At 75.6% G+C, this 17137-nt stretch carries 19 protein-coding genes and 1 pseudogene; 11 read left to right on the forward strand and 9 right to left on the reverse strand.

All coding sequences use genetic code 11. The features are described from left to right. The first annotated feature begins 86 nt into the window (after positions 1 to 86). Positions 87 to 1133, forward strand: coding sequence for an ATP-binding cassette domain-containing protein (locus tag ACFQ8C_RS27735; RefSeq protein ID WP_383462393.1), 1047 nt, complete (start codon positions 87 to 89; stop codon positions 1131 to 1133). Then, complete coding sequence (locus ACFQ8C_RS27740) at positions 1130 to 1993, forward strand: ABC transporter permease (protein ID WP_383462394.1); 864 nt, start codon at positions 1130 to 1132, stop codon at positions 1991 to 1993. Before ACFQ8C_RS27735 ends, ACFQ8C_RS27740 begins: the two co-directional genes overlap by 4 nt. A 13-nt stretch (positions 1994 to 2006) precedes the next feature. On the opposite strand, the gene ACFQ8C_RS27745 is transcribed toward ACFQ8C_RS27740, so the two are convergent. Then, complete coding sequence (locus ACFQ8C_RS27745) at positions 2007 to 2444, reverse strand: cytidine deaminase family protein (protein ID WP_383462396.1); 438 nt, start codon at positions 2442 to 2444, stop codon at positions 2007 to 2009. A gap of 94 nt (positions 2445 to 2538) precedes the next feature. Then, entirely contained in the window at positions 2539 to 3489 is a 951-nt protein-coding gene (locus ACFQ8C_RS27750; RefSeq protein ID WP_383462398.1) for a helix-turn-helix transcriptional regulator, read from the reverse strand. Between the two features lie 39 nt (positions 3490 to 3528). Here ACFQ8C_RS27750 and ACFQ8C_RS27755 point away from each other — a divergent pair, with 39 nt between their 5' ends. After that, positions 3529 to 4035 (forward strand): hypothetical protein, encoded by a 507-nt coding sequence (locus ACFQ8C_RS27755; protein WP_383462400.1) that lies wholly within the window; start codon positions 3529 to 3531, stop codon positions 4033 to 4035. 39 nt (positions 4036 to 4074) lie between these two features. Here ACFQ8C_RS27755 and ACFQ8C_RS27760 read toward each other — a convergent pair whose 3' ends face one another. Beyond that, a complete protein-coding gene (locus ACFQ8C_RS27760) occupies positions 4075 to 4737 on the reverse strand; it encodes a hypothetical protein (protein WP_383462401.1) in 663 nt (220 codons plus the stop codon). 181 nt (positions 4738 to 4918) lie between these two features. Here ACFQ8C_RS27760 and ACFQ8C_RS27765 point away from each other — a divergent pair, with 181 nt between their 5' ends. Both ACFQ8C_RS27765 and ACFQ8C_RS27770 read left to right on the forward strand, forming a co-directional pair. After that, positions 4919 to 5296 (forward strand): VOC family protein, encoded by a 378-nt coding sequence (locus ACFQ8C_RS27765; RefSeq protein WP_383462403.1) that lies wholly within the window; start codon positions 4919 to 4921, stop codon positions 5294 to 5296. A gap of 141 nt (positions 5297 to 5437) precedes the next feature. Continuing rightward, the gene (locus ACFQ8C_RS27770) at positions 5438 to 6118 is read left to right on the forward strand and encodes a beta-glucanase (RefSeq protein WP_383462405.1); all 681 of its coding nucleotides are present in this window, start codon (positions 5438 to 5440) and stop codon (positions 6116 to 6118) included. A 17-nt stretch (positions 6119 to 6135) separates the two neighbouring features. On the opposite strand, the gene ACFQ8C_RS27775 is transcribed toward ACFQ8C_RS27770, so the two are convergent. From ACFQ8C_RS27775 to ACFQ8C_RS27790, 4 genes are all read right to left on the reverse strand, one after another. Further along, positions 6136 to 8787 (reverse strand): Helicase associated domain protein, encoded by a 2652-nt coding sequence (locus tag ACFQ8C_RS27775; RefSeq protein ID WP_383462434.1) that lies wholly within the window; start codon positions 8785 to 8787, stop codon positions 6136 to 6138. A gap of 5 nt (positions 8788 to 8792) precedes the next feature. Beyond that, a complete protein-coding gene (gene tpg, locus ACFQ8C_RS27780; RefSeq protein WP_383462436.1) occupies positions 8793 to 9344 on the reverse strand; it encodes a telomere-protecting terminal protein Tpg in 552 nt (183 codons plus the stop codon). A gap of 10 nt (positions 9345 to 9354) precedes the next feature. After that, positions 9355 to 11733 (reverse strand): telomere-associated protein Tap, encoded by a 2379-nt coding sequence (gene tap / locus ACFQ8C_RS27785; RefSeq protein WP_383462407.1) that lies wholly within the window; start codon positions 11731 to 11733, stop codon positions 9355 to 9357. A gap of 97 nt (positions 11734 to 11830) precedes the next feature. Beyond that, positions 11831 to 11992 carry a hypothetical protein gene (locus tag ACFQ8C_RS27790; protein ID WP_383462409.1) on the reverse strand — a complete coding sequence of 54 codons (162 nt, stop codon included), beginning with the start codon at positions 11990 to 11992 and terminating at the stop codon, positions 11831 to 11833. 97 nt (positions 11993 to 12089) lie between these two features. Between ACFQ8C_RS27790 and ACFQ8C_RS27795 the strand changes: the two are divergent. The 4 genes and pseudogenes from ACFQ8C_RS27795 to ACFQ8C_RS27810 all read left to right on the forward strand — a co-directional run. Next, a pseudogene (locus ACFQ8C_RS27795) lies at positions 12090 to 12258 on the forward strand (4-carboxy-4-hydroxy-2-oxoadipate aldolase/oxaloacetate decarboxylase); the annotation flags it as partial. A gap of 7 nt (positions 12259 to 12265) precedes the next feature. Further along, a complete protein-coding gene (locus ACFQ8C_RS27800) occupies positions 12266 to 12727 on the forward strand; it encodes a hypothetical protein (protein WP_383462410.1) in 462 nt (153 codons plus the stop codon). Continuing rightward, positions 12724 to 13509 (forward strand): Gfo/Idh/MocA family oxidoreductase, encoded by a 786-nt coding sequence (locus ACFQ8C_RS27805; RefSeq protein WP_383462412.1) that lies wholly within the window; start codon positions 12724 to 12726, stop codon positions 13507 to 13509. Before ACFQ8C_RS27800 ends, ACFQ8C_RS27805 begins: the two co-directional genes overlap by 4 nt. Next, on the forward strand, positions 13506 to 14534 hold the full coding sequence (locus ACFQ8C_RS27810; RefSeq protein WP_383462413.1) for an aldo/keto reductase: 1029 nt from the start codon (positions 13506 to 13508) through the stop codon (positions 14532 to 14534). The genes ACFQ8C_RS27805 and ACFQ8C_RS27810 overlap by 4 nt, the downstream gene beginning before the upstream one ends. 60 nt (positions 14535 to 14594) lie before the next feature. Here the strand turns inward: ACFQ8C_RS27810 and ACFQ8C_RS27815 are convergent, their stop codons facing one another. Both ACFQ8C_RS27815 and ACFQ8C_RS27820 read right to left on the reverse strand, forming a co-directional pair. Then, entirely contained in the window at positions 14595 to 14891 is a 297-nt protein-coding gene (locus tag ACFQ8C_RS27815; protein ID WP_383462415.1) for an SH3 domain-containing protein, read from the reverse strand. A gap of 255 nt (positions 14892 to 15146) precedes the next feature. Beyond that, the gene (locus ACFQ8C_RS27820) at positions 15147 to 15824 is read right to left on the reverse strand and encodes an aspartate/glutamate racemase family protein (protein ID WP_383462416.1); all 678 of its coding nucleotides are present in this window, start codon (positions 15822 to 15824) and stop codon (positions 15147 to 15149) included. A gap of 349 nt (positions 15825 to 16173) precedes the next feature. On the opposite strand from ACFQ8C_RS27820, the gene ACFQ8C_RS27825 reads away from it, so the two are divergent. Next, positions 16174 to 16305, forward strand: a complete 132-nt coding sequence (locus ACFQ8C_RS27825; protein WP_383462418.1) for a hypothetical protein — start codon at positions 16174 to 16176, stop codon at positions 16303 to 16305. A 223-nt stretch (positions 16306 to 16528) separates the two neighbouring features. Continuing rightward, positions 16529 to 17131, forward strand: a complete 603-nt coding sequence (locus ACFQ8C_RS27830) for an ankyrin repeat domain-containing protein (protein ID WP_383462437.1) — start codon at positions 16529 to 16531, stop codon at positions 17129 to 17131. Positions 17132 to 17137: the final 6 nt, after the last annotated feature.

Consider the following 17137-nt stretch of genomic DNA (forward strand, 5'->3'; position numbering starts at 1 on the left):
GTGGCTGTCCCGGGCAGCCACCGGCCGGGGTGAGGTCGCGGACCGCCCGCCCGGGCGGGCGCCCCCCACCGACGAGGACCAGACCCATGCCGCTGCACACCGGTGACCACGAGTCCCCCCGCGCCGCCGCGCCGCACCCGAGGCCCGACCCGCCGGCCGCCCCTCCCTCGTCCGCCGTCCGCACCCGTGGCCTGGTCAAGAGCTACCGGGGGCCGGACGGCACCCTCACCCACGCGGTGCGCGGGCTCGACCTGGACGTGCGCCAGGGCGAGACCTTCGCGTTCCTGGGCCCCAACGGCGCCGGGAAGTCCACCACCATCGCGATGCTGTGCGCCCTCACCCGCCCCACCTCCGGCAGCGCGACGGTGGCGGGCGCCGACGTGCTCACCGAGCCCGACCGGGTGCGGAGCAGGGTCGGGCTGCTCTTCCAGCACAGCGCCCTCGACGCGGACCTGACGGCCGAGCAGAACCTGCGCATCCACGCCCGCCTGTACGGGCTGCGCCGGGGCGACGTCCGCCGCCGCACGGCCGAGGCCCTCGACGTCGCCGGTCTCTCCGACCGGCGCCGCGCCCCCGTCCGCACCCTGTCGGGCGGCATGCGGCGCCGTCTGGAGCTCGCCCGCCAGCTGCTGCACTCCCCTGGCGTGCTCTTCCTCGACGAGCCGACCACGGGCCTCGACCCGCACGCCCGCGCCGTCGTCCGGGACCACCTGCGGACGCTGCGCGACCGGCACGGCAGCACGCTCTTCGTCACCACCCACTACCTGGACGAGGCGGAGCACTGCGACCGCCTCGCCATCATCGACCGGGGCCGACTGGTGGCGCAGGGCACCCCGCACGAGGTGAAGGCCGCGATCGGGGACGACCGGGTGGCGCTGCGCACGAGCGACGACGAGGGCGCGCGGCGGGTCGTGGAGCTGCTCGCGCCGCCCGGCCGGTCCGTCACCGTCGACGCGGACGGGCTGTGGCTGCGCGTCCCCGACGGCAGCGCCTGGATCCCCCGGCTGTGCGCGGCGCTCGGCGCCGACGGCATCGCGGTGCACACCGCCTCCGCCACCCCGCCCACCCTCGACGACGTCTTCTTCCACCACACCGGCCGCAGCATGACCCCGGAGGGGGACGGAGGGCGATGACGACGCTCACCCGGACGGCCGGCGGCGCGGGCACCGGTGCCGACACGGGGCGGTTCCCCCGCCTCCGGCGCGAACTGCGCGCGACGCACGCCCTGGTCCACCGCGATCTGCTCCGCCTCGCCTGCCAGCGGGTCCCCACCGCGCTGATGCTGCTCCACCCGGTGCTGTACCTCTTCATCCTGGGCGGTGGCCTGGCGGCGCTGATCCCCGCCGCCTCGCTGGGCGTCGGCTACCAGGCGTACCTCTTCCCCGGCATGCTGATGATGACCGTGCAGACCCCGGCGATCATGGTCGGCATCCGGCTGATCACCGACCGGCAGAGCGGCTATCTCCGGGAGCTCCTCATGGCCCCCGTCAGCCGCGCCACCCTGCTTCTGGGCAGCTGCGCCGGCGGCACCCTGGTGGCCACGGTCCAGGGCGCCGTGCTGCTCCTCCTGGCCGGCGCGGTCGGCCTGCCGTACGACCCGGTGCTGCTCGCGCTGCTCCTCGGCGGCATGGTCCTCGCCTCCTTCACCATCACCGCGTTCTCCCTGGCCCTGGCGGTGGGCCTGCGCGGCCCGGAGATCTTCCACACGCTGCTGGGCCTGGTGATGATGCCGCTGCTCCTGCTCTCCGGCGGCTTCTTCCCCCTGGCGTCGCTGCCCGGCTGGGCCCGGGCACTGGCGGCCGCCAACCCCCTCGCGTACGGCGTGGACGTCCTGCGCCGCTCGATCGGCCTCCGGGTGCCCGGACAGGCTGCCGCCGGCGGCGTCGAATGGGCGGGCCGGCAACCGCCCCTCCTCCTGGAAGCGGGCCTGCTCCTGGCGGCCGGGGTGCTGGCCCTGACGTGGGCGACCCGCCGTTTCAGCCGTCCGGAGTGACGGGGGGCGCTCCCTACTCGGGGGCGAGCTGGTGGTCGGCCCAGACGTAGCTCTCCGGCAGCAGCTCGGCGATGGGCACGGCGCGGAGGCGGTCGCCGCCGCCGACGACGACCTCCACGCCGGGGAAGTAGTCGAGCATCACCTGGCGGCAGCGGCCGCAGGGAGGGACGACGCCCCGGTCGCCGTCGCCCACGGCGACGACCGTCCGCAGGTCGTAGACGCCCTGAGCGGCGGCCGCGCCGACGAGGACGAGTTCGGCGCAGGGGCCTCCCGTGAAGTGGTAGGCGTTCACGGCGGTGACGATCCGGCCGTCCCGGGCGCGCCCGGCGGCGGCCATGGTGTGGTTGTCGCCCCGGCACCGCGTACGGGCGACGTGCGCGGCCGCCCGGACCAGTCCGTGGTCGACGCCGTCGGGGTGGGTCCGGTGGTCGGGAGGGGTGGGGGTGGACATCGGCTCCGCTTTCGTCGTCGGGTCCGCCGACCTTCGCCCAGTCGGCGAGGACGCGCAAGTGACTTCCGGACGTGTCGGAGCCGGGAGGTCCGGTTCAGCCGTACCGGGCCGCCAGGGTCCGGACCGTGGCCGCGACGCGGTCGCGGAGGTCGTCCGGGGCGAGGACCTCCACCTCGGCGCCCAGGGCGAGGAGGGTGGCGTGGGCGTGGTCGGGGCTCTCGACGGGGAGGGTGGCGCGGGTCCACCCGTCGGGTTCGGCGACACCGTTCTCGGCGAGGGCGCGGGCGGCGGCGCCGGTGAGGCGGGCGGCGCCGCGGGGGGAGATCCGGACGACGGCCTCGCCCTGGTGGAGACGGGCGTGGAAGTCCCGCCGGCTCGCCCGCCAGTGCGCGGCGAGGTCGAAGCCGGCGGGGACGTCCGCCTCCTCGTCGGTGACCGTCAGGTCGAGGATCTGGTCGACCCGGTACGTCCGCGGGCCGGGCCCGGCGACGAGGTACCAGCGGCCCGCCTTGAGCACCAGGCCGTACGGTGCGAGCCGCCGGTCGACGTCGGTCGGTTCCTTCCAGCGCCGGTAGCGGACGGCGAGCACCCGCCCGGCGCGTACGGCCTCGGCGACCTGCGGCAGGAAGGGGGCGTCGGCGTCCTCCGCGTACCAGCCGGGGGCGTCGATGTGGAAGCGGGTGCGCAGCCGGTCGACGTGCTCGCGCAGCGGGGCGGGCAGGGCGGCGCGCAGCTTCAGCCGGGCGTCGGCGAAGTGGCGGCCGAGGCCGAGCTCGTCGGCGGCGACGGGCAGTCCGGCGAGGACCAGCGCCTCGGCCTCGCGTGCGTACAGGCCGGTGAGGCGGGAGCGGCGTCCGGCGAGCAGCCGGTAGCCGCCGCTGTGCCCGGCGTCGCCGTACAGCGGCACGCCGGCGGTGTGCAGCGCCTCGACGTCCCGGTAGACGGTGCGGACGGAGACCTCCAGCTCCTCGGCGAGTTCGGCGGCGGTCATCCGGCCGCGCGTCTCCAGGAGGAGCAGGATCGTCAGCAGACGGCTCGACTTCACTGACACAAGGTGTCAGTGAAGTCCTCCTACAGTCCAGCCATGGCTTTCGCGGAGAAGAACCTCATCGTGCCGGCGCCCGTCGAGATCGGCGGCCGACACGTCAAGCGCTACCACGTCACGGCCGACCCGTCCGGCATCGAGCCCGAGGTGGAGAAGGCGGCCTACGCCCTGCTCCCCGAGCTGCTGCCGGAGCCGGACGGCACCCCGGCGGCGAGCTTCGTCGTCCTCCACCGGGGCGGCGACACGGGCGCGTACCTCAACGTCTACAGCTGGGTGTGGGACAACGTGCTCCACTTCGCGGGCGGCGCGGGCGGCCAGCCGGCCCTCGACTGCCCCGACACCGACCCCACCCACTTCGTCCCCGTCACGGGCACGGCCCGCGAACGCTCCTGGATCGGCTGCGTCTGGGAGCTGGCCCCCCTCGACCACGAACGCGCCGCCTGGATCCGCCACGTCCTCGCCCCCGAGGTCCCGGACCTGGCGGGCTATCTGGCGGACTCCCTCCGCTCGGGCACGACGGCCACCTCGGCCGCGTCGGCCCTCTGATCATCCGCCGCCACCGTGCCGTCGGGGACGTCGCCGCGCTCAGGACGTGGGCTTTCCGCACGACGCGGACCTCCCGGCGTCCTCCTTCCCGAACGGATGCAGTTCGAGGGACTCGGTGACGACGCGGGAGCCCCTCCTCACGCGCACGCCGACCGTGCCGACCGTCAGATCGGGGAACTCGAGGGCGTGGACCGACCGTCGGCCGTCCGCCATGACGCCGACGTCCCTCACCCGGACCGGCACGCCGTCGCAGCTGACGGACACCACCGTCTCGTGTTCCGCGCCGAAGACCACGTTCCAGCCCGTGGCCGACGTGGCGGCCAGGCGGACGAGTCTCGGCGCGTCCCCGACCGGGGGCGAGTCGGGGTCCGCGGCGCACGCCACCATCGTCGCCCCGGTGCGCGCCGCCCCACCGCGGCAGAACCGCCCGTCCGGGGTCTCCCAGACGAAGAGCGCCCCGTCCGTCGACCCGGCGGCGACCAACAGCCCGTGGGAGCCGGGCGCGTCACGACCGGTGGCGGCGGCCCGTATCCGTTCGCCGGCGTCGGCCACGCCCCACGTCCCGGTGGCGGACGGCGTGGGGAGCGGCGAGGCGGTCGCGTCCGCGCCTGCCGCGCCCTCCGCCGCCGTCTTCGGCGTCCGTGCCGGGCTCTCGGCGTCCGCGCAGGACGCCACCGCCAGCACGACGCATCCCAGGACCACGCCTGCCTTCAGTCCTCGCACCGTTCTCCGCCCCCGATCCGCGGCAGGATCCCCGTCCGCATCCCCCGCCCCGTGCGGCACCCCGCGTTCTGCCGCCCAGGACGCCCCGTCCCACCGCTGCGGTTCCCGGAACGCCGGCGGCCGGTGGGCGTGCCGGTGCCGCTCCTCTAGGCTGCCTCTCATGATCGGAAAGCTGCAGTGTGTGGTGCTGGACTGTCCTGACGTCGCGGAACTCGCGCGGTTCTACCAGTCGTTGATCGGCGGCGAGGTCGACCGCCCCGATCCGCGGTGGTCGCTGGACGACGGCTGGTCGACGCTCCACGGCGACGGCGGGCTCGTGCTGGCCTTCCAGCGCGTTTCGGAGCACCGGCCGCCGCGCTGGCCGGATCCCGCCCACCCGCAGCAGTTCCACCTCGACCTGGGCGTGGCGGACCTGGACCGCGCTCAGGCCGAGGTCCTCGCCCTGGGTGCCACCGTCCTCGACGACGGGGACGGGAAGCGGAGTTGGCGGGTGTACGCCGATCCGGCGGGGCACCCGTTCTGCCTCGTACGGGAGTGAGTTCCGCTCCTCCGGGCGCGCCGCCGGACCACGGCTCCGTGACGAGTTCTGGACAGGAAGCCGCGATTCCGCATGTGGGGTGCGAGAGCGGGGAGTCATGGCGTGACCGCTGTCGCCGGTTCCGCACCGTGAGGAGCAACCATGTCGGTACCGCATCCGCCGCCGCTCGACGAGCCCGTCCTCGTGGCCGACTTCGGGTCGGCCACGCAGTGGGTCGCCGGACGTTCCTGGGCCTATCCGGACGGTGGGCCGGTCAATCCCCTCGACAACAAGCTCGATCATCTGGTGGACGATCCCGCCTACTGCCGCTCCGGGGTCTTCCGGGCGACCCGACGGCGGGACGGGCTGTGGGACAGCGGGCTGCTCACGACGGAGGGGAGCGGCGAGGGGTTCGAGGTGCGGGCGGGCGACGTGCTGGAGGCCCGGGTGCGGCTGCCGTCGGAGACGGGGGCCTGGCCGGCGATCTGGACGTGGCGCGACGGCGGGCAGGAGATCGACGTCTTCGAGTACCACCCGGACAACCCGGATCTGCTGGAGCTCTCCAACCGGGTGCGGGGCACCCATCACTACCACCGGTCGCCCGCCGTGCGGCCCGGGGAGTGGGTGGAGCTGCGGACCGAGTTCGGGGCGCGGTCCGTGGTGTGGTGGGTGAACGGCACCAAGGTCTTCGCCGACGGGCGGGGGGTCGGCCGGTCCTGGCACGCCTTCCTGATCGTCAACCTCTCCGTCTGCGCGGGCCGCTACCACCCCGCGCCCGACCCCGGGACGAGCGAGATGTCCTTCGAGGTGTCGGACCTGCGGGTGTTCCGGGGCCGGCGTTGACCTGAGCCGGACCGCGGTCACGCCCAGGCGACGCCGAGGGCGCTCAGGGTCTCGCGCTGGGCGGCGGTCAGCGCGGCGCGCCGCTGCCGGGTGTTGGCGTACCAGACGCCGAGCCTGTGGCGGTGTTCCTCGCCGTCCACGAGCAGCGTCTCGACGTGGCCGCGGGCGGGCGTCGCGCCGGCGCCCTCCCGGGCGGCGTACTGGGCGAGCGCCTCGACGCCGCGCTCGAAGGCCGCGCTGGGCCTCGCCTTCGGCGGGGCGGTGCGGGGCGCGGACGGTGCCACGCCCAGGAGGGTGAGGCGGTGGCGCTGTTCGGCGGCGAGTCGGGGCCAGGCGCGGAGCTGGCGGGTGAGCCAGGCGCCCAGGTCGTCGCCGTCGAAGACGACCCCGGGGGCGATGTCGGGGAGGCGGCCGTCGGGTTCGTCGGCGGCCAGCCGGGCGAGGACGCGGTACTGGCGCTGCCAGTCGAGCGGCCAGGGGCAGTTCCAGTCGGGGTCGAGCGCCGCCAGCCGGGCGGCGCGCGCGGTGGCGCGGTCGGGGTCCTTGCCGAGGGCCCCGGGGCGGCGCAGGTTGGACACGAGGCGGCCGATGGCGATCGCGTCCTCGCCGGTCCCGCCCCAGCGGGCGTCCTGGCGGGGGGCCAGGTGGCCGTGGACCCGGTGGTACGAGCGGAGGACCGCCAGGTTGGTCTCCCAGGCCTCGTCCCCGGGCTCCCACACCATGCCCTCGTCGTCGAGCCGTTCCCTGCGGTACGGCTCCAGGGTGCCGGCCCGGTGGCTCCGGCGCTGCTGGTGGACCCAGCGGCCGAGCGGGAACGCGCCGGTCGCGCCGAGCTCGGTCTCCGTGTCGTACGGGACGGCGTACGGGCCCTCGATGCCGCGGGCGGCGCGCCACCGGCGCAGGGCCTGGTAGCCCTCCAGCCACACCAGGGAGTCGGGGCGGTAGACGCGGGTGCGGAGGAAGGCGGCGACGGTGGCCGGGTCACGCGGGGTCGCGAAGCGCAGGAGGGGCGACTCGGCGGTGGCTCCGGGGTCCTGGGCGGCGTGATCGGCCCGATCGGACCGGGCTTCCTGGTCGCCCCGCCCGTCCGGCGCGTCGACCTCGCCGGTGGGGCGGCCGTGCGCGTCCCTGGGGACGTGGACCGTGCGGGTTCCATGGGTGCGGGCGCCGGAGGCGAGGCCGGCCACGAGGTGTTCGGAGTGGGAGCGCAGGCCGTTGAGGACGGCGACCAGCGGGGCGTACGACGCCGAGGCGACCATGTCCTCCGGGTCCTCGCCCTCCTGGAGGAAGACGGGGACGAGGACGCGGGCGGTCTTGGTGGTGCCGTCGGGGTCGGGACGCAGCGCGCGGCCGATGTTCTGGACGAGTTCGACCTGGGATCCGCGGGTGTCGGCGAAGCAGACGGCCTCCACGCCGCGCTCCCCCGTGATGTCGACGCCTTCGCCGAGGACGCGTACGGAGGCGAGGAAGGCGCGGTGGACGCGGCGGCCCTCCGCGTCGATGCCGTTGGCGAACCGGCGGATGGCTTCGCGGCGTTCGGCGACGAGGTGGTCGCCGCACAGCCAGGCCGCCCAGACCCGGTCGGGTGGGACGTGGCGGCCGGGGTCGAGGTCGTAGAGGCCGGCGTCGATCGACGACCGAGGCATCCGCTCCGCGGCGGCCAGGGCGTCGAGCGTGGGCTCGGTCGCGTACAACGCGGCGGCGGTCAGGGGGAGTCGCGCGGCGAACGCCTCGGCCTCCTCCACCCGGTGGTGGAAGGTCATCACCGTCTTCAGGTCGTGGCGGGCCGCGTGCTCCAGGAGCGCGGTCTGGAGCAGGGCGAGGCGTCGGCCCCGCAGGGCCTCCTCCGAGAGGCCGAGGACCGGGTCCGGGTCGCGGATCTCCAGGACGTCGATCTCGAAGGCGGCGAGGATCTCGCGGCTGATCGCCTCCGACAGGCCCAGTTCGTGGATCCACTCGCCGTAGGTGCCGTCCGGGTCGCTCTCCATCGACGCGATCGCGAGCCCCTCCACGCCCGCGCCCGGGGCGGCGAGGACGCGGGGCGTGGCGGTCATGTAGAGGCGGAAGGCGGCCGGGACGCGGGTGTTGTCGTGGATCGCCGCCCAGGGACGCGACCGGTCGCCGGTCGTGCCGTGCGCCTCGTCGACGACGGCCAGGTCGAAGCCCTCCATCCGCTGCCCGTACAGCCGCGGCCCGCCGGCGAGCGCCGACTCCAGCGGTCCGCGGACCTGCCGGACACCGGTCGGATCGTCCGGGTCGTCGCGGTCGACGAGCGAGGCGTACGTGGCGAGGACGACGACCGGGCCGCCGCCGGCCCACAGGGCGAGCTGGATCGGGTTGGTCGTGGCCCGCACCCCGAGCCGGTCGAGGACCTCGTCGTGTTCGAGCGAGCAGACGGCGACCATCGGGGCCCTGTGGCCGATCCCGCGCCAGGCCGCGGCGGTCTGCACGAGCAGGTCGAGGGTCGGGACCATGACCAGGATCCGCCCGCCGGGGAAGCACCGGAGGGCGGCGGAGGCGGCCGTGTACGTCTTGCCGGAGCCGGTGGCCGACACGTACGTGGCCCGCTCGCCGTCGGGTCGCGGCGCCCTGCCGCGGGCGCGCCCGGTCCATGCCCGGATGGCGGCGAGCCCGGCGACCTGGTGCTCGCGCAGCCGGACGGCCGGCATCGCGGTCACAGGTCGAACTCGATGTGTTCGACGTTCAGCATGCGGACCTCCTCCAGGCTCGTGGCGCGGGTGCCTCGCTGCTGGAAGTAGACGTCCCTGAGGGCTTCGGCGACGGCCCTGCGCATGTCGTGCTCGCCCTGCGCCTGGGCGGCGAAGATGCGTTCGGCGTGGTGCGGGGGGAGGGCGAGGGTGAGGTGGCGTTCGCGGGCCTCGTCGGTGGTGCCGGCCGGGGCGGCGTAGCCGAGGCTGGCACGCACGTCGATCATCAGGCCGTCGGTGGTGCCGGCCACCCGCCGCGCCTTCGCCTTGACCCTCGGCTGCCAGCGCCTGCGGGTCTCCTCCCTCATGCGGGCGGCGAGTTCGGGGCGGGGCCGCTTGATCTCGCCCTTCACGTACCGCTCGACGGTGCGCTGGGAGACGCCGAGGAGCCGCGCGACCGCCTTGGTGCCCTTGAGCTGCTTGACGAGGAAGCGCACCTGCGCGCCCGCCGACTGCGGCGGCCTGCGGGTCATCGCCTTGTCGAGGACCCGGTCCAGGCCCTCGCCGACCGATCTCACCACCATCGTCCTACTCCCCCGTGTCCGGGCCGGTACGGTCGCCGGTCTTGATGTAGCGGGCCAGGTTCAGGCGCGGGTCGCCCGTCTCCTCGCGCAGTTCCTCGGCCCAGAGCGGGGTACGGGTGCCCTCGTGCTTGACCATGCCCGGGGAGACCCCGACGCGGAAGGAGCCGGGGATCGTCCGGCCCTCGGGGGTGTACGGCAGCACGTCGAGCGGGGACGGGCCGTCGGCGGCGTACACCGCGCAGTCGGAGAGGACCGCGACCGGATAGCCGCCGGTGGCGGCCGCGAGCGCGACCATCTTGCGGTGCATGTTGATCCTGGCCCGGGAGACGACGACCGCGCGGATGTCGGGGCGCCAGGTCGGGCGGGCGAGCGCCGGCCACGGCTTGCCGGGCCGCCAGCCGTCGCCGCGCGCCTTCTCCTGGAGCTTGCCGATGCCGCCCTTGACGGTGTTCTTGATCGCGTCGAGGACGGTCGCCGCCTCGGGGTCGCGGCCCTTGTACCCGTCCATCGCCGCCAGGTACCCGGCGGCGGTCAGCTCGACGCCGACGCCGAGGTCCGCCATCGTCGCCACGTACGCGTTCCGCAGCCGCCGGTACCAGTCGTCCAGGTAGCGGCCCGCCTCCGGGCGCAGCCACGCCTCCACCGGGGCGACCTGGTAGCCCAGTTCGACGGCGTACGCCACGGTCGGGGTGGCGTACCAGGCCGGGCCCTTCGGGGTCTCGCCGGTCGGGGTGAAGGGACTCGGCAGCAGCTCCCCGCGCAGCCGTGCCCACGCGTCGCCGACGCGGACGCGGGAGAGGTCCACGTGGGACAGGTCGACCAGCCACGAGCCCGGCACCGCCGGGTCGAACTCCGGCCGGACGGTGTGGAAGGGGGGCTCGGCGAGGCCGACCAGCGCGCCGTTCGCGGCGGCGCCGAAGGCCATGTTGACGTCGATGCCGACCAGGTGGGGCTTCAGGCACTCCTCGTCCGTCAGCTCCCGCGCCCAGTCGTACGCCTCCTCGAAGATCCGCTCCTCGGGGCCCCGCACATGGAACCGGGGCAGGTCCGCGAGGACCGGGTGTCCGTCGACCGCCTCGCACGGCGGCGGGTCCATCGGCTCCTTGCCCAGCGAACCGGCGTGGTGGACGCTGTGCCGACGGCCCTCCTCGTCCGGTTCGGAGGCCCGGGTCGGCGGGCGCAGGGCGGTCATCAGTTCCAGGCCGGTGACGGCCGTCGAACCGCGCGGGGTGATGACGCGGGAGGCGTACAGGCCCAGTACGCGGGCGAGTGCGGCGGGCGGCAGGTCGGCCGAGGCACCCCAGGAGCGGGTGTCGAGCGCGCGCCACGACGGGATGCACAGCTGGACGCAGCGGCGGCGGCCGCCCTGGGCGGGCCGGTAGATCCGGGCCCACGGGCCGAAGCCTCGCCGGGTCAGCCGCCAGTCGGCCCGCTCGATCTCCTCGATCGCCGGGTGGCCGGCCGGAAGGCGGCCCTCGATCCGCTCGTCGTCGGTGAGTTCGGCGGGGAGACCGTAGTGTTCGAGGGCGGACCGGGTCAGGACGAGCACGGGGTCGGCGTCCCAGCCCGCGCCGTCCAGGCGGGGCGCGCCGAGCCGCGCCTCGGTGAGCGCCCACTCCACCAGTTCGGGCAGCGAGCGGGCGGGGACGTCGAGGACGCGGCCGCCGACGCAGTGGGCGGCGGGCTCCCGCGCGGGGCTCGCGCCGGTGTCCGCGGCGGCGGCGTCGATGACTGCGAGGGGGCCGTTGGCGAAGCGGGGGTCGACGGCCCGTGCGGCCTGCCTGACCGTCGACGTGGCGGCCGACGCGGCAGGGGCCGCCTTCCTGGCGGAGGCGGTTCTCCTGGCGACGGCGGCCCTCTTGCCGACGGCGGCCTTCCTGGCGGTCGCCGACTCCTTGGTGGTCGCCGACTCCTTGGTGGTCGCGGACGGCTCGGCGGTCGCGGACGTCCTGGCGGTCGCGGACTTCTCGGCCGGTCGCCCCGACGGGGCCCCCGTCGCGCCCCTCACCGGGGCCGGGGTGGAGGCCGACACCGCGGTGGAAGCGGGGGCGGCGGCAGGGGCCGGGGCCGCCTCGGTCTTCGGGGCCTCGGGCTTCGGGGCCTCGGGCTTCGAGGGCTCGGCCGCCTCCTCACCCGCCGGGTACCTCCTCGCCCAGCCCTCCAGCAGCGCCAGATAGGGGGCGCGGCGCGGCGGCCGGGGTTCGCTGCGTCCCGCCTCCCAGTTCTTCACCGTCTGCGTCGAGGTCTCCAGGACGCGGGCGAGACCGGCCTGGGTGACACCGGCGGCCACCCGCAGCCTGGCCCGCTCGCCGGGCGGCGGGAACTCGGGACCGCCGGCCAGGAGTGCCTCCACGGCCTCGAACAGAACGCCTTCCTCGGGCACGGCGCCACCTCCACTGTGACCCTATCGAATTTACCCCTGGATGTAGCCCTGACTTTGCCCGGTATCCGGGTGAACGCTCGGCGTGCGGGGCATGCGGTCACCTCCTGGTCATGCCCCGCGCGGCGGCGAGCGCGTCGGCGAGGCCGAGGTGGTGGAGCAGCTCGATCAGGGCCGTGCCACTGGGGCCGGTGGAGTAGGCGACGGCGCCCGCGGAGGTGCGGGCGCTGGGCAGGCCGGACCCGGAGGCACTGCTCGGCAACGTCTTCTTCGACACCTGCGTCTACCACCAGCCCGGCGTCGACCTGCTCACCCGGGTCGTGCCCAGCCGGTCCGTCCTCTTCGCCGGCGAGATGATCGGCGCGGTCCGCGACGTCGCCGACCTGGAGGGGATGGACTTCCCCGTCTTCTCCCGCGCGGTGAACGCCAAGGGCACGGTCAAGGCCACCCTCGCCTCGGTCGACGTGCCCGTGGTCTGCGGCAACGCCCTGGTCCGCCCCGGTGACGCGGTCGTCGCGGACGCCGAGTCGACGTCGTGCGGTACCCGGTCCCGTCCGGCGCCCGCTGCTTCAGGCTCGGGCAGGCGCTGCGCAGGGCGGTCGAATCGTACGACCGGCCGCTCGGGGCGCAGGTGTGGGGCACCGGCGGCATGAGCCACCAGCTCCAGGGGCCGCGCGCCGGCCTCATCGACCGGGAGCGGGACAACGCCTTCCTCGACCGGCTGGTCGAGGTGCCGCACCTGGAGTACGTCGAGGAGGCCGGCTCCGAGGGCGTCGAGCTGGTCATGTGGCTGATCGCGCGGGGCGCCCTGAGCGACGTCGACGTCGATGCCGACGCCGACGCCGAACGGAACTCCGGCGGCTCCGGCTCGGTCGAGGTCCGGCACCGCTTCTACCATGTACCAGCGTCCGACACCGGCGTCCAACACCGCCGTCGGACACCTGATCCTGGAAAACCGTCCCCGGGCCGAAGAGCCCGCCGTGAAGGAGTGACATGACCGACCACCGGACCCTGCGGATCGCCCTGGCCGGCGGTGGCGCCTTCGGCGCCAGGCACGCGGCCGCGCTCCGCCTGATCGAGGGCGTCGAGGTGACCGCGGTCGTGAGCAGCAGCCTCGAACGGGCCCGGAAGTTCGCCGCCGAACAGGGCGTCGGGCGCGCCGCCGCCTCCCTGGACGAGGTGCTGGCGATGGACGACGTCGACGCCGTCGTCCTCGCCGCCCCCACCCAGACGCACGCCGCGCAGACCCTGGCCTGCCTCGAAGCGGGCAAGCACGTCCAGGTCGAGATCCCGCTCGGCGACTCGCTCGCCGACGCCGAGGCGTGCGTGGCGGCGCAGGAACGCACCGGGCTCGTCGCGATGGTGGGCCACACCCGCCGCTTCGACCCCAGCCACCCGTGGGTGCGCCGGCGGATCGAGGCGGGCGAGTTCGACATCCAGCAGATGGACGTGCAGACGCACTTCTTCCGTCGCCGGAACCTCGACGCGCTGGGCGAGCCGCGCTCCTGGACCGACCACCTGCTGTGGCACCACGCGGCGCACACCGTCGACCTGTTCGCGTACCGGACCGGTTCGCCGGTCGTGCGGGCCAACGCCGCGCGGGGGCCGATCCACCCCGAGCCGGGCATCGCGAGGGACGGCATCGAGCTCCAGGACCGCGAGTTCGTCGCCGCGATCCGCGAGGGCCGCGAGCCGCACTCCTCCGTCGCGCAGGTCCTGGCGTGCTACCGCACGCCGGCGTCGCTGGAGGAGCGGCTGATCCCGGTGGCCGCCGCGTGACCGCGGCGACCCCCGCCGGCCCGGGGCCCGCCCCGCGCCGGATCGGGCCCTTCGAGGTGCCGGCCGTCGGCCTGGGCTGCATGAACCTCAGCCACGCGTACGGCGTCGCACCGACGCCGGAGGCCGCCGAACGGCTGCTCCTGACCGCGGTCGAGGAGGGCGTCACGCACTTCGACACCGCCGCGCTCTACGGCTTCGGCGCCAACGAGGAGCTGGTGGGCCGGGTGCTCGCCGCCCACCGGGACCGGATCGTGCTGGCCAGCAAGTGCGGCATGACCGGCGTCGACGGCCGCAGGGTCATCGACGGGCGTCCGGAGACGATCCGGCGCACCGCCGACGAGGCGCTGACCCGGCTGCGTACCGACGTCATCGACCTGTACTACCTGCACCGGCTCGACCGCGCGGTGCCGGTCGAGGAGAGCGTCGGGGCGATGGCCGAGCTCGTCACGGCGGGCAAGGTGCGGGCGATCGGCCTCTCCGAGGTGTCCGCGGCGACCCTGCGCCGGGCGCACGCCGTGCACCCGGTCGCCGCGCTGCAGAACGAGTACAGCCTCTGGTCGCGCAACCCCGAGGAGGGCACGCTGGCGGCCACCCGCGAACTCGGCGTCGCCCTGGTGGCGTTCAGCCCGCTCGGCCGGGGCTTCCTCACCGACGCCCCGCCGGACCCGGACACCCTGCCGGACTCCGACATCCGCCGCCGCATGCCCCGCTTCGACGCCCGCCACTACCCGGCCAACCTGGCCCTGCGGGCCGAGCTGGCCTCCCTGGCGGAGAAGGCGGGCGTCGGCCTCGCCCGGCTGGCCCTGGCCTGGGTCGTCTCACGGGGCTCGCACGTCGTGGCCCTCCCCGGCACCCGGTCCGTCGACCACCTGCGCGAGAACCTGTCGGTGCTCGACCTGGATCTCCCCGACGACGTGCTGGAGGCGGCCGGTCGGATCCTCGACGCGTCGACCGTGCACGGCCCGCGCTACCGCGAGGAGTCGCTGACCGAGATCGACACGGAGCGGTGCGGTCGCGCGGGGTGACCCGGGGCCGGGTCGGAGCCCCCGCCCGGCGCACCACCGGGCGGGGGCTCCGGCGACGGCCTAGCCGCTCCGGCGGGTGCACGCCCGGGGGGTGAAGTGCCGCTTCTCGGCCCATCCTTCCGTGCCGGCGCGCGGGTGGGAGCGGGACCGCCCGTCGAGGCTGACGCGGTACCAGTCGCCGGACTCCCCGGAGACCGTGACGGTATCCCCCGCGCGCAGGAGTCCCAGGGGGGTACGGGAGTCGCCGGGGCCGCCGCGGAGGCGGACCTTCCCGTCGGCCTCGTAGCCGCACGGGGCCGGCCGGGCGGGGGCGGCGGGACCGGGGGCGACCGAGGCCAGGAACACGGCGGTCAGCACGACCCCGAGCATGGACGTCATTCGCATGCCCCCGCAACGGCCGGGGCCCGGGCGGGTGTCACGGGCAGGGCGTGACTGTCACCCGTTCGGCGGAGCCGCGTACTCCTCCGGCCCCCGCGGGCCCCGGCCGTCGGCGTGCCGGGTGTCCCGGAGGGCGTGTCGGTGCCGGGGGCGCGCATCCGGAGCTCCCCCGCTCGGACTGCCGTCTGCGGGTACGGACCGGGTGACGGCGTCCCGCCGCCCGGAGCGCCCGGCTCACGCGGCGTGCGTCAGGAGACGCAGGACCTCCCGGCCCGCGGCGGGGATCGGACCGATGACCGGCACCGGAAAGCGGTGGCGGAGGGCCTCGGCGGCCTCGCCGAGGGGGCCGCCGCCGATGACGACCGCTTCCGCGCCGTCCTCCTTCACACAGCGGTCCACCGCTTCGGCCAGGAGTTCCGTCATCGCGTCGGGGGTCGCGGCCAGTCGGTTCGGGTCGCCGGGGGTGAGACGGACGCCGGTGTACTGGGCGGACCAGCCGAGGCGGGCGGCGCGGGCGTCGATCGCGGCGGCCAGGCCGGGGGTGGTGGTGGCGATCCCGAAGCGCCGGCCGTCCGCGCCGGCCTCGCGCAGGGCGGCCTCGGCGATGCCGACGACGGGGACGGCGGTGCGGGTGCGGAGGTCCTCGACCCCGGGGTCCCCGAAGGCGCTGACGACGAGGGCCGCCACCTCGCCGCCGTCCGGGGCGGCGAGGAGGGCGTCCACCGCTTCGCGGACGTGGCGGGCCGAGGCCCGCAGGGCCTCCTCGTCGACGAGCATCGGCGGGCCGGCGGCGACGGTGACGCCCCGGACGTCGTAGCCGTCCCGCGGGCGCAGGGTGCGGCGGGCGATGGCGGCCATCATCTCGGTGGTGGCCCGGTGGGTGTTGGGGTTGACGAGCACGACGAGGGTCATGCGCGCGTCTCCTTTCCGGTGGTCTCCGCGGGCTCCTCGTCCTCCATGGACCTGCCGAAGGCCTCCGGCGGGAACCGGACGAGGACGGCGAGGCCCCCGAAGGGGAGAGGACGTGCTTCCGCATGCCGGTACACGAGCCCGCGGTGGCTTCGAGCGTATCCACCGATCGGTCGATCCCCGCCTCGGCCGTCCGTCCCCGTCCCGTAGCCGCCGGGACGACGGAGAGGTGCCCGTGTCGCGCCCAGGATGGATGTCGGAGCGGGACGGCGAGAGGGCCTCCCGGTCCGCGGACCCCGGCGACCGCCGGGCCTGCCGCCCCCGCCCCGTCCACCCCGAGGAGTGTCCGTCCATGAAGCAGATCCCGAAGCGTGCCCGTGTCCTGACCGGCGGCGCGGCCCTGGTCGCCCTGGGCGCCGGCGCCCCCTCCGGCGGCCTCGGCCAGAAGTTCGCCCAGGCCGGCGTCGACGCCCTCGCCGAGTAGCACCGCCGGGCCACCGATGCGTCCTCCGGGCGGCGCCCCCGCCCCCACGCCCCCCGCCCCCACACCCGCGGCGCGCACGGTCCACCGTCCCGCACGGCCCCCGCTCCTCGACCCCGCCCGGCTCCGCGCCGGCGTCCGGGCCGGGTTCGCGGTGGCCGTGCGGACGGGCATCAGGACCGCCGCGCACGCGCTGCGCCGCCCGCCCTTCCCGAGGAGGAACCCCATGTCCGCCGCCGACCCGGCCCTTCGGGCCGCCGTACGGAACGACGACGCCGACGCCGTGCGCGAGGCGCTCGCCGGCGGAGCCGGCCTGGAGCACCGCGACGAGCACGACCGCACCCCGCTGCTGCTCGCCGCGGCCGGGGACCGCGTGAGGGCCGCCGCGGCCCTGGTCGCGGCCGGTGCCGATCCGAACGCGCGTGACGACCGCGAGGACACCCCGTGGCTGGTCACCGGCGTCACCGGAAGCGTCCCGATGATGCGGGTGCTGCTGACCGCCCGGCCGGCCCCCGACGTCACGCTCACCAACCGCTTCGGCGGCACCAGCCTCATCCCGGCCGCCGAACGCGGCCACGTCGACTACGTGCGGGCCGTCCTCCACGCCACCGACGTCGACGTCGACCACGTCAACAGGCTCGGCTGGACGGCCCTGTTGGAGGCGGTGATCCTCGGTGACGGAGGCCTCGCGCACCAGGAGGTCGTGGAGCTGCTGATCAGCGCGGGCGCCGCTCCCCACCTCCCGGACCACGACGGCGTCACCGCGCTGGGGCACGCCGAGCGGCGCGGCTTCCGCGAGATCGCCGGGCTGCTCGCGGCCGTCCGCTGACCCCTC

It is taken from the genome of Streptomyces sp. NPDC056503 (assembly GCF_042794995.1).
In the GTDB taxonomy this organism is placed as follows: Bacteria; Actinomycetota; Actinomycetes; order Streptomycetales; family Streptomycetaceae; genus Streptomyces.

Excerpts from the sequence above, each read along its gene's own strand:
- ACFQ8C_RS27735 (WP_383462393.1), top strand. The coding sequence starts at position 87 with ATGCCGCTGCACACCGGTGACCACGAGTCCCCCCGCGCCGCCGCGCCG.
- ACFQ8C_RS27740 (WP_383462394.1), top strand. The coding sequence starts at position 1,130 with ATGACGACGCTCACCCGGACGGCCGGCGGCGCGGGCACCGGTGCCGAC.
- ACFQ8C_RS27745 (WP_383462396.1), bottom strand. The coding sequence starts at position 2,444 with ATGTCCACCCCCACCCCTCCCGACCACCGGACCCACCCCGACGGCGTC.
- ACFQ8C_RS27755 (WP_383462400.1), top strand. The coding sequence starts at position 3,529 with ATGGCTTTCGCGGAGAAGAACCTCATCGTGCCGGCGCCCGTCGAGATC.
- ACFQ8C_RS27765 (WP_383462403.1), top strand. The coding sequence starts at position 4,919 with ATGATCGGAAAGCTGCAGTGTGTGGTGCTGGACTGTCCTGACGTCGCG.
- ACFQ8C_RS27770 (WP_383462405.1), top strand. The coding sequence starts at position 5,438 with ATGTCGGTACCGCATCCGCCGCCGCTCGACGAGCCCGTCCTCGTGGCC.
- ACFQ8C_RS27775 (WP_383462434.1), bottom strand. The coding sequence starts at position 8,787 with ATGCCGGCCGTCCGGCTGCGCGAGCACCAGGTCGCCGGGCTCGCCGCC.
- ACFQ8C_RS27805 (WP_383462412.1), top strand. The coding sequence starts at position 12,724 with ATGACCGACCACCGGACCCTGCGGATCGCCCTGGCCGGCGGTGGCGCC.
- ACFQ8C_RS27820 (WP_383462416.1), bottom strand. The coding sequence starts at position 15,824 with ATGACCCTCGTCGTGCTCGTCAACCCCAACACCCACCGGGCCACCACC.
- ACFQ8C_RS27825 (WP_383462418.1), top strand. The coding sequence starts at position 16,174 with ATGAAGCAGATCCCGAAGCGTGCCCGTGTCCTGACCGGCGGCGCGGCC.
- ACFQ8C_RS27830 (WP_383462437.1), top strand. The coding sequence starts at position 16,529 with ATGTCCGCCGCCGACCCGGCCCTTCGGGCCGCCGTACGGAACGACGAC.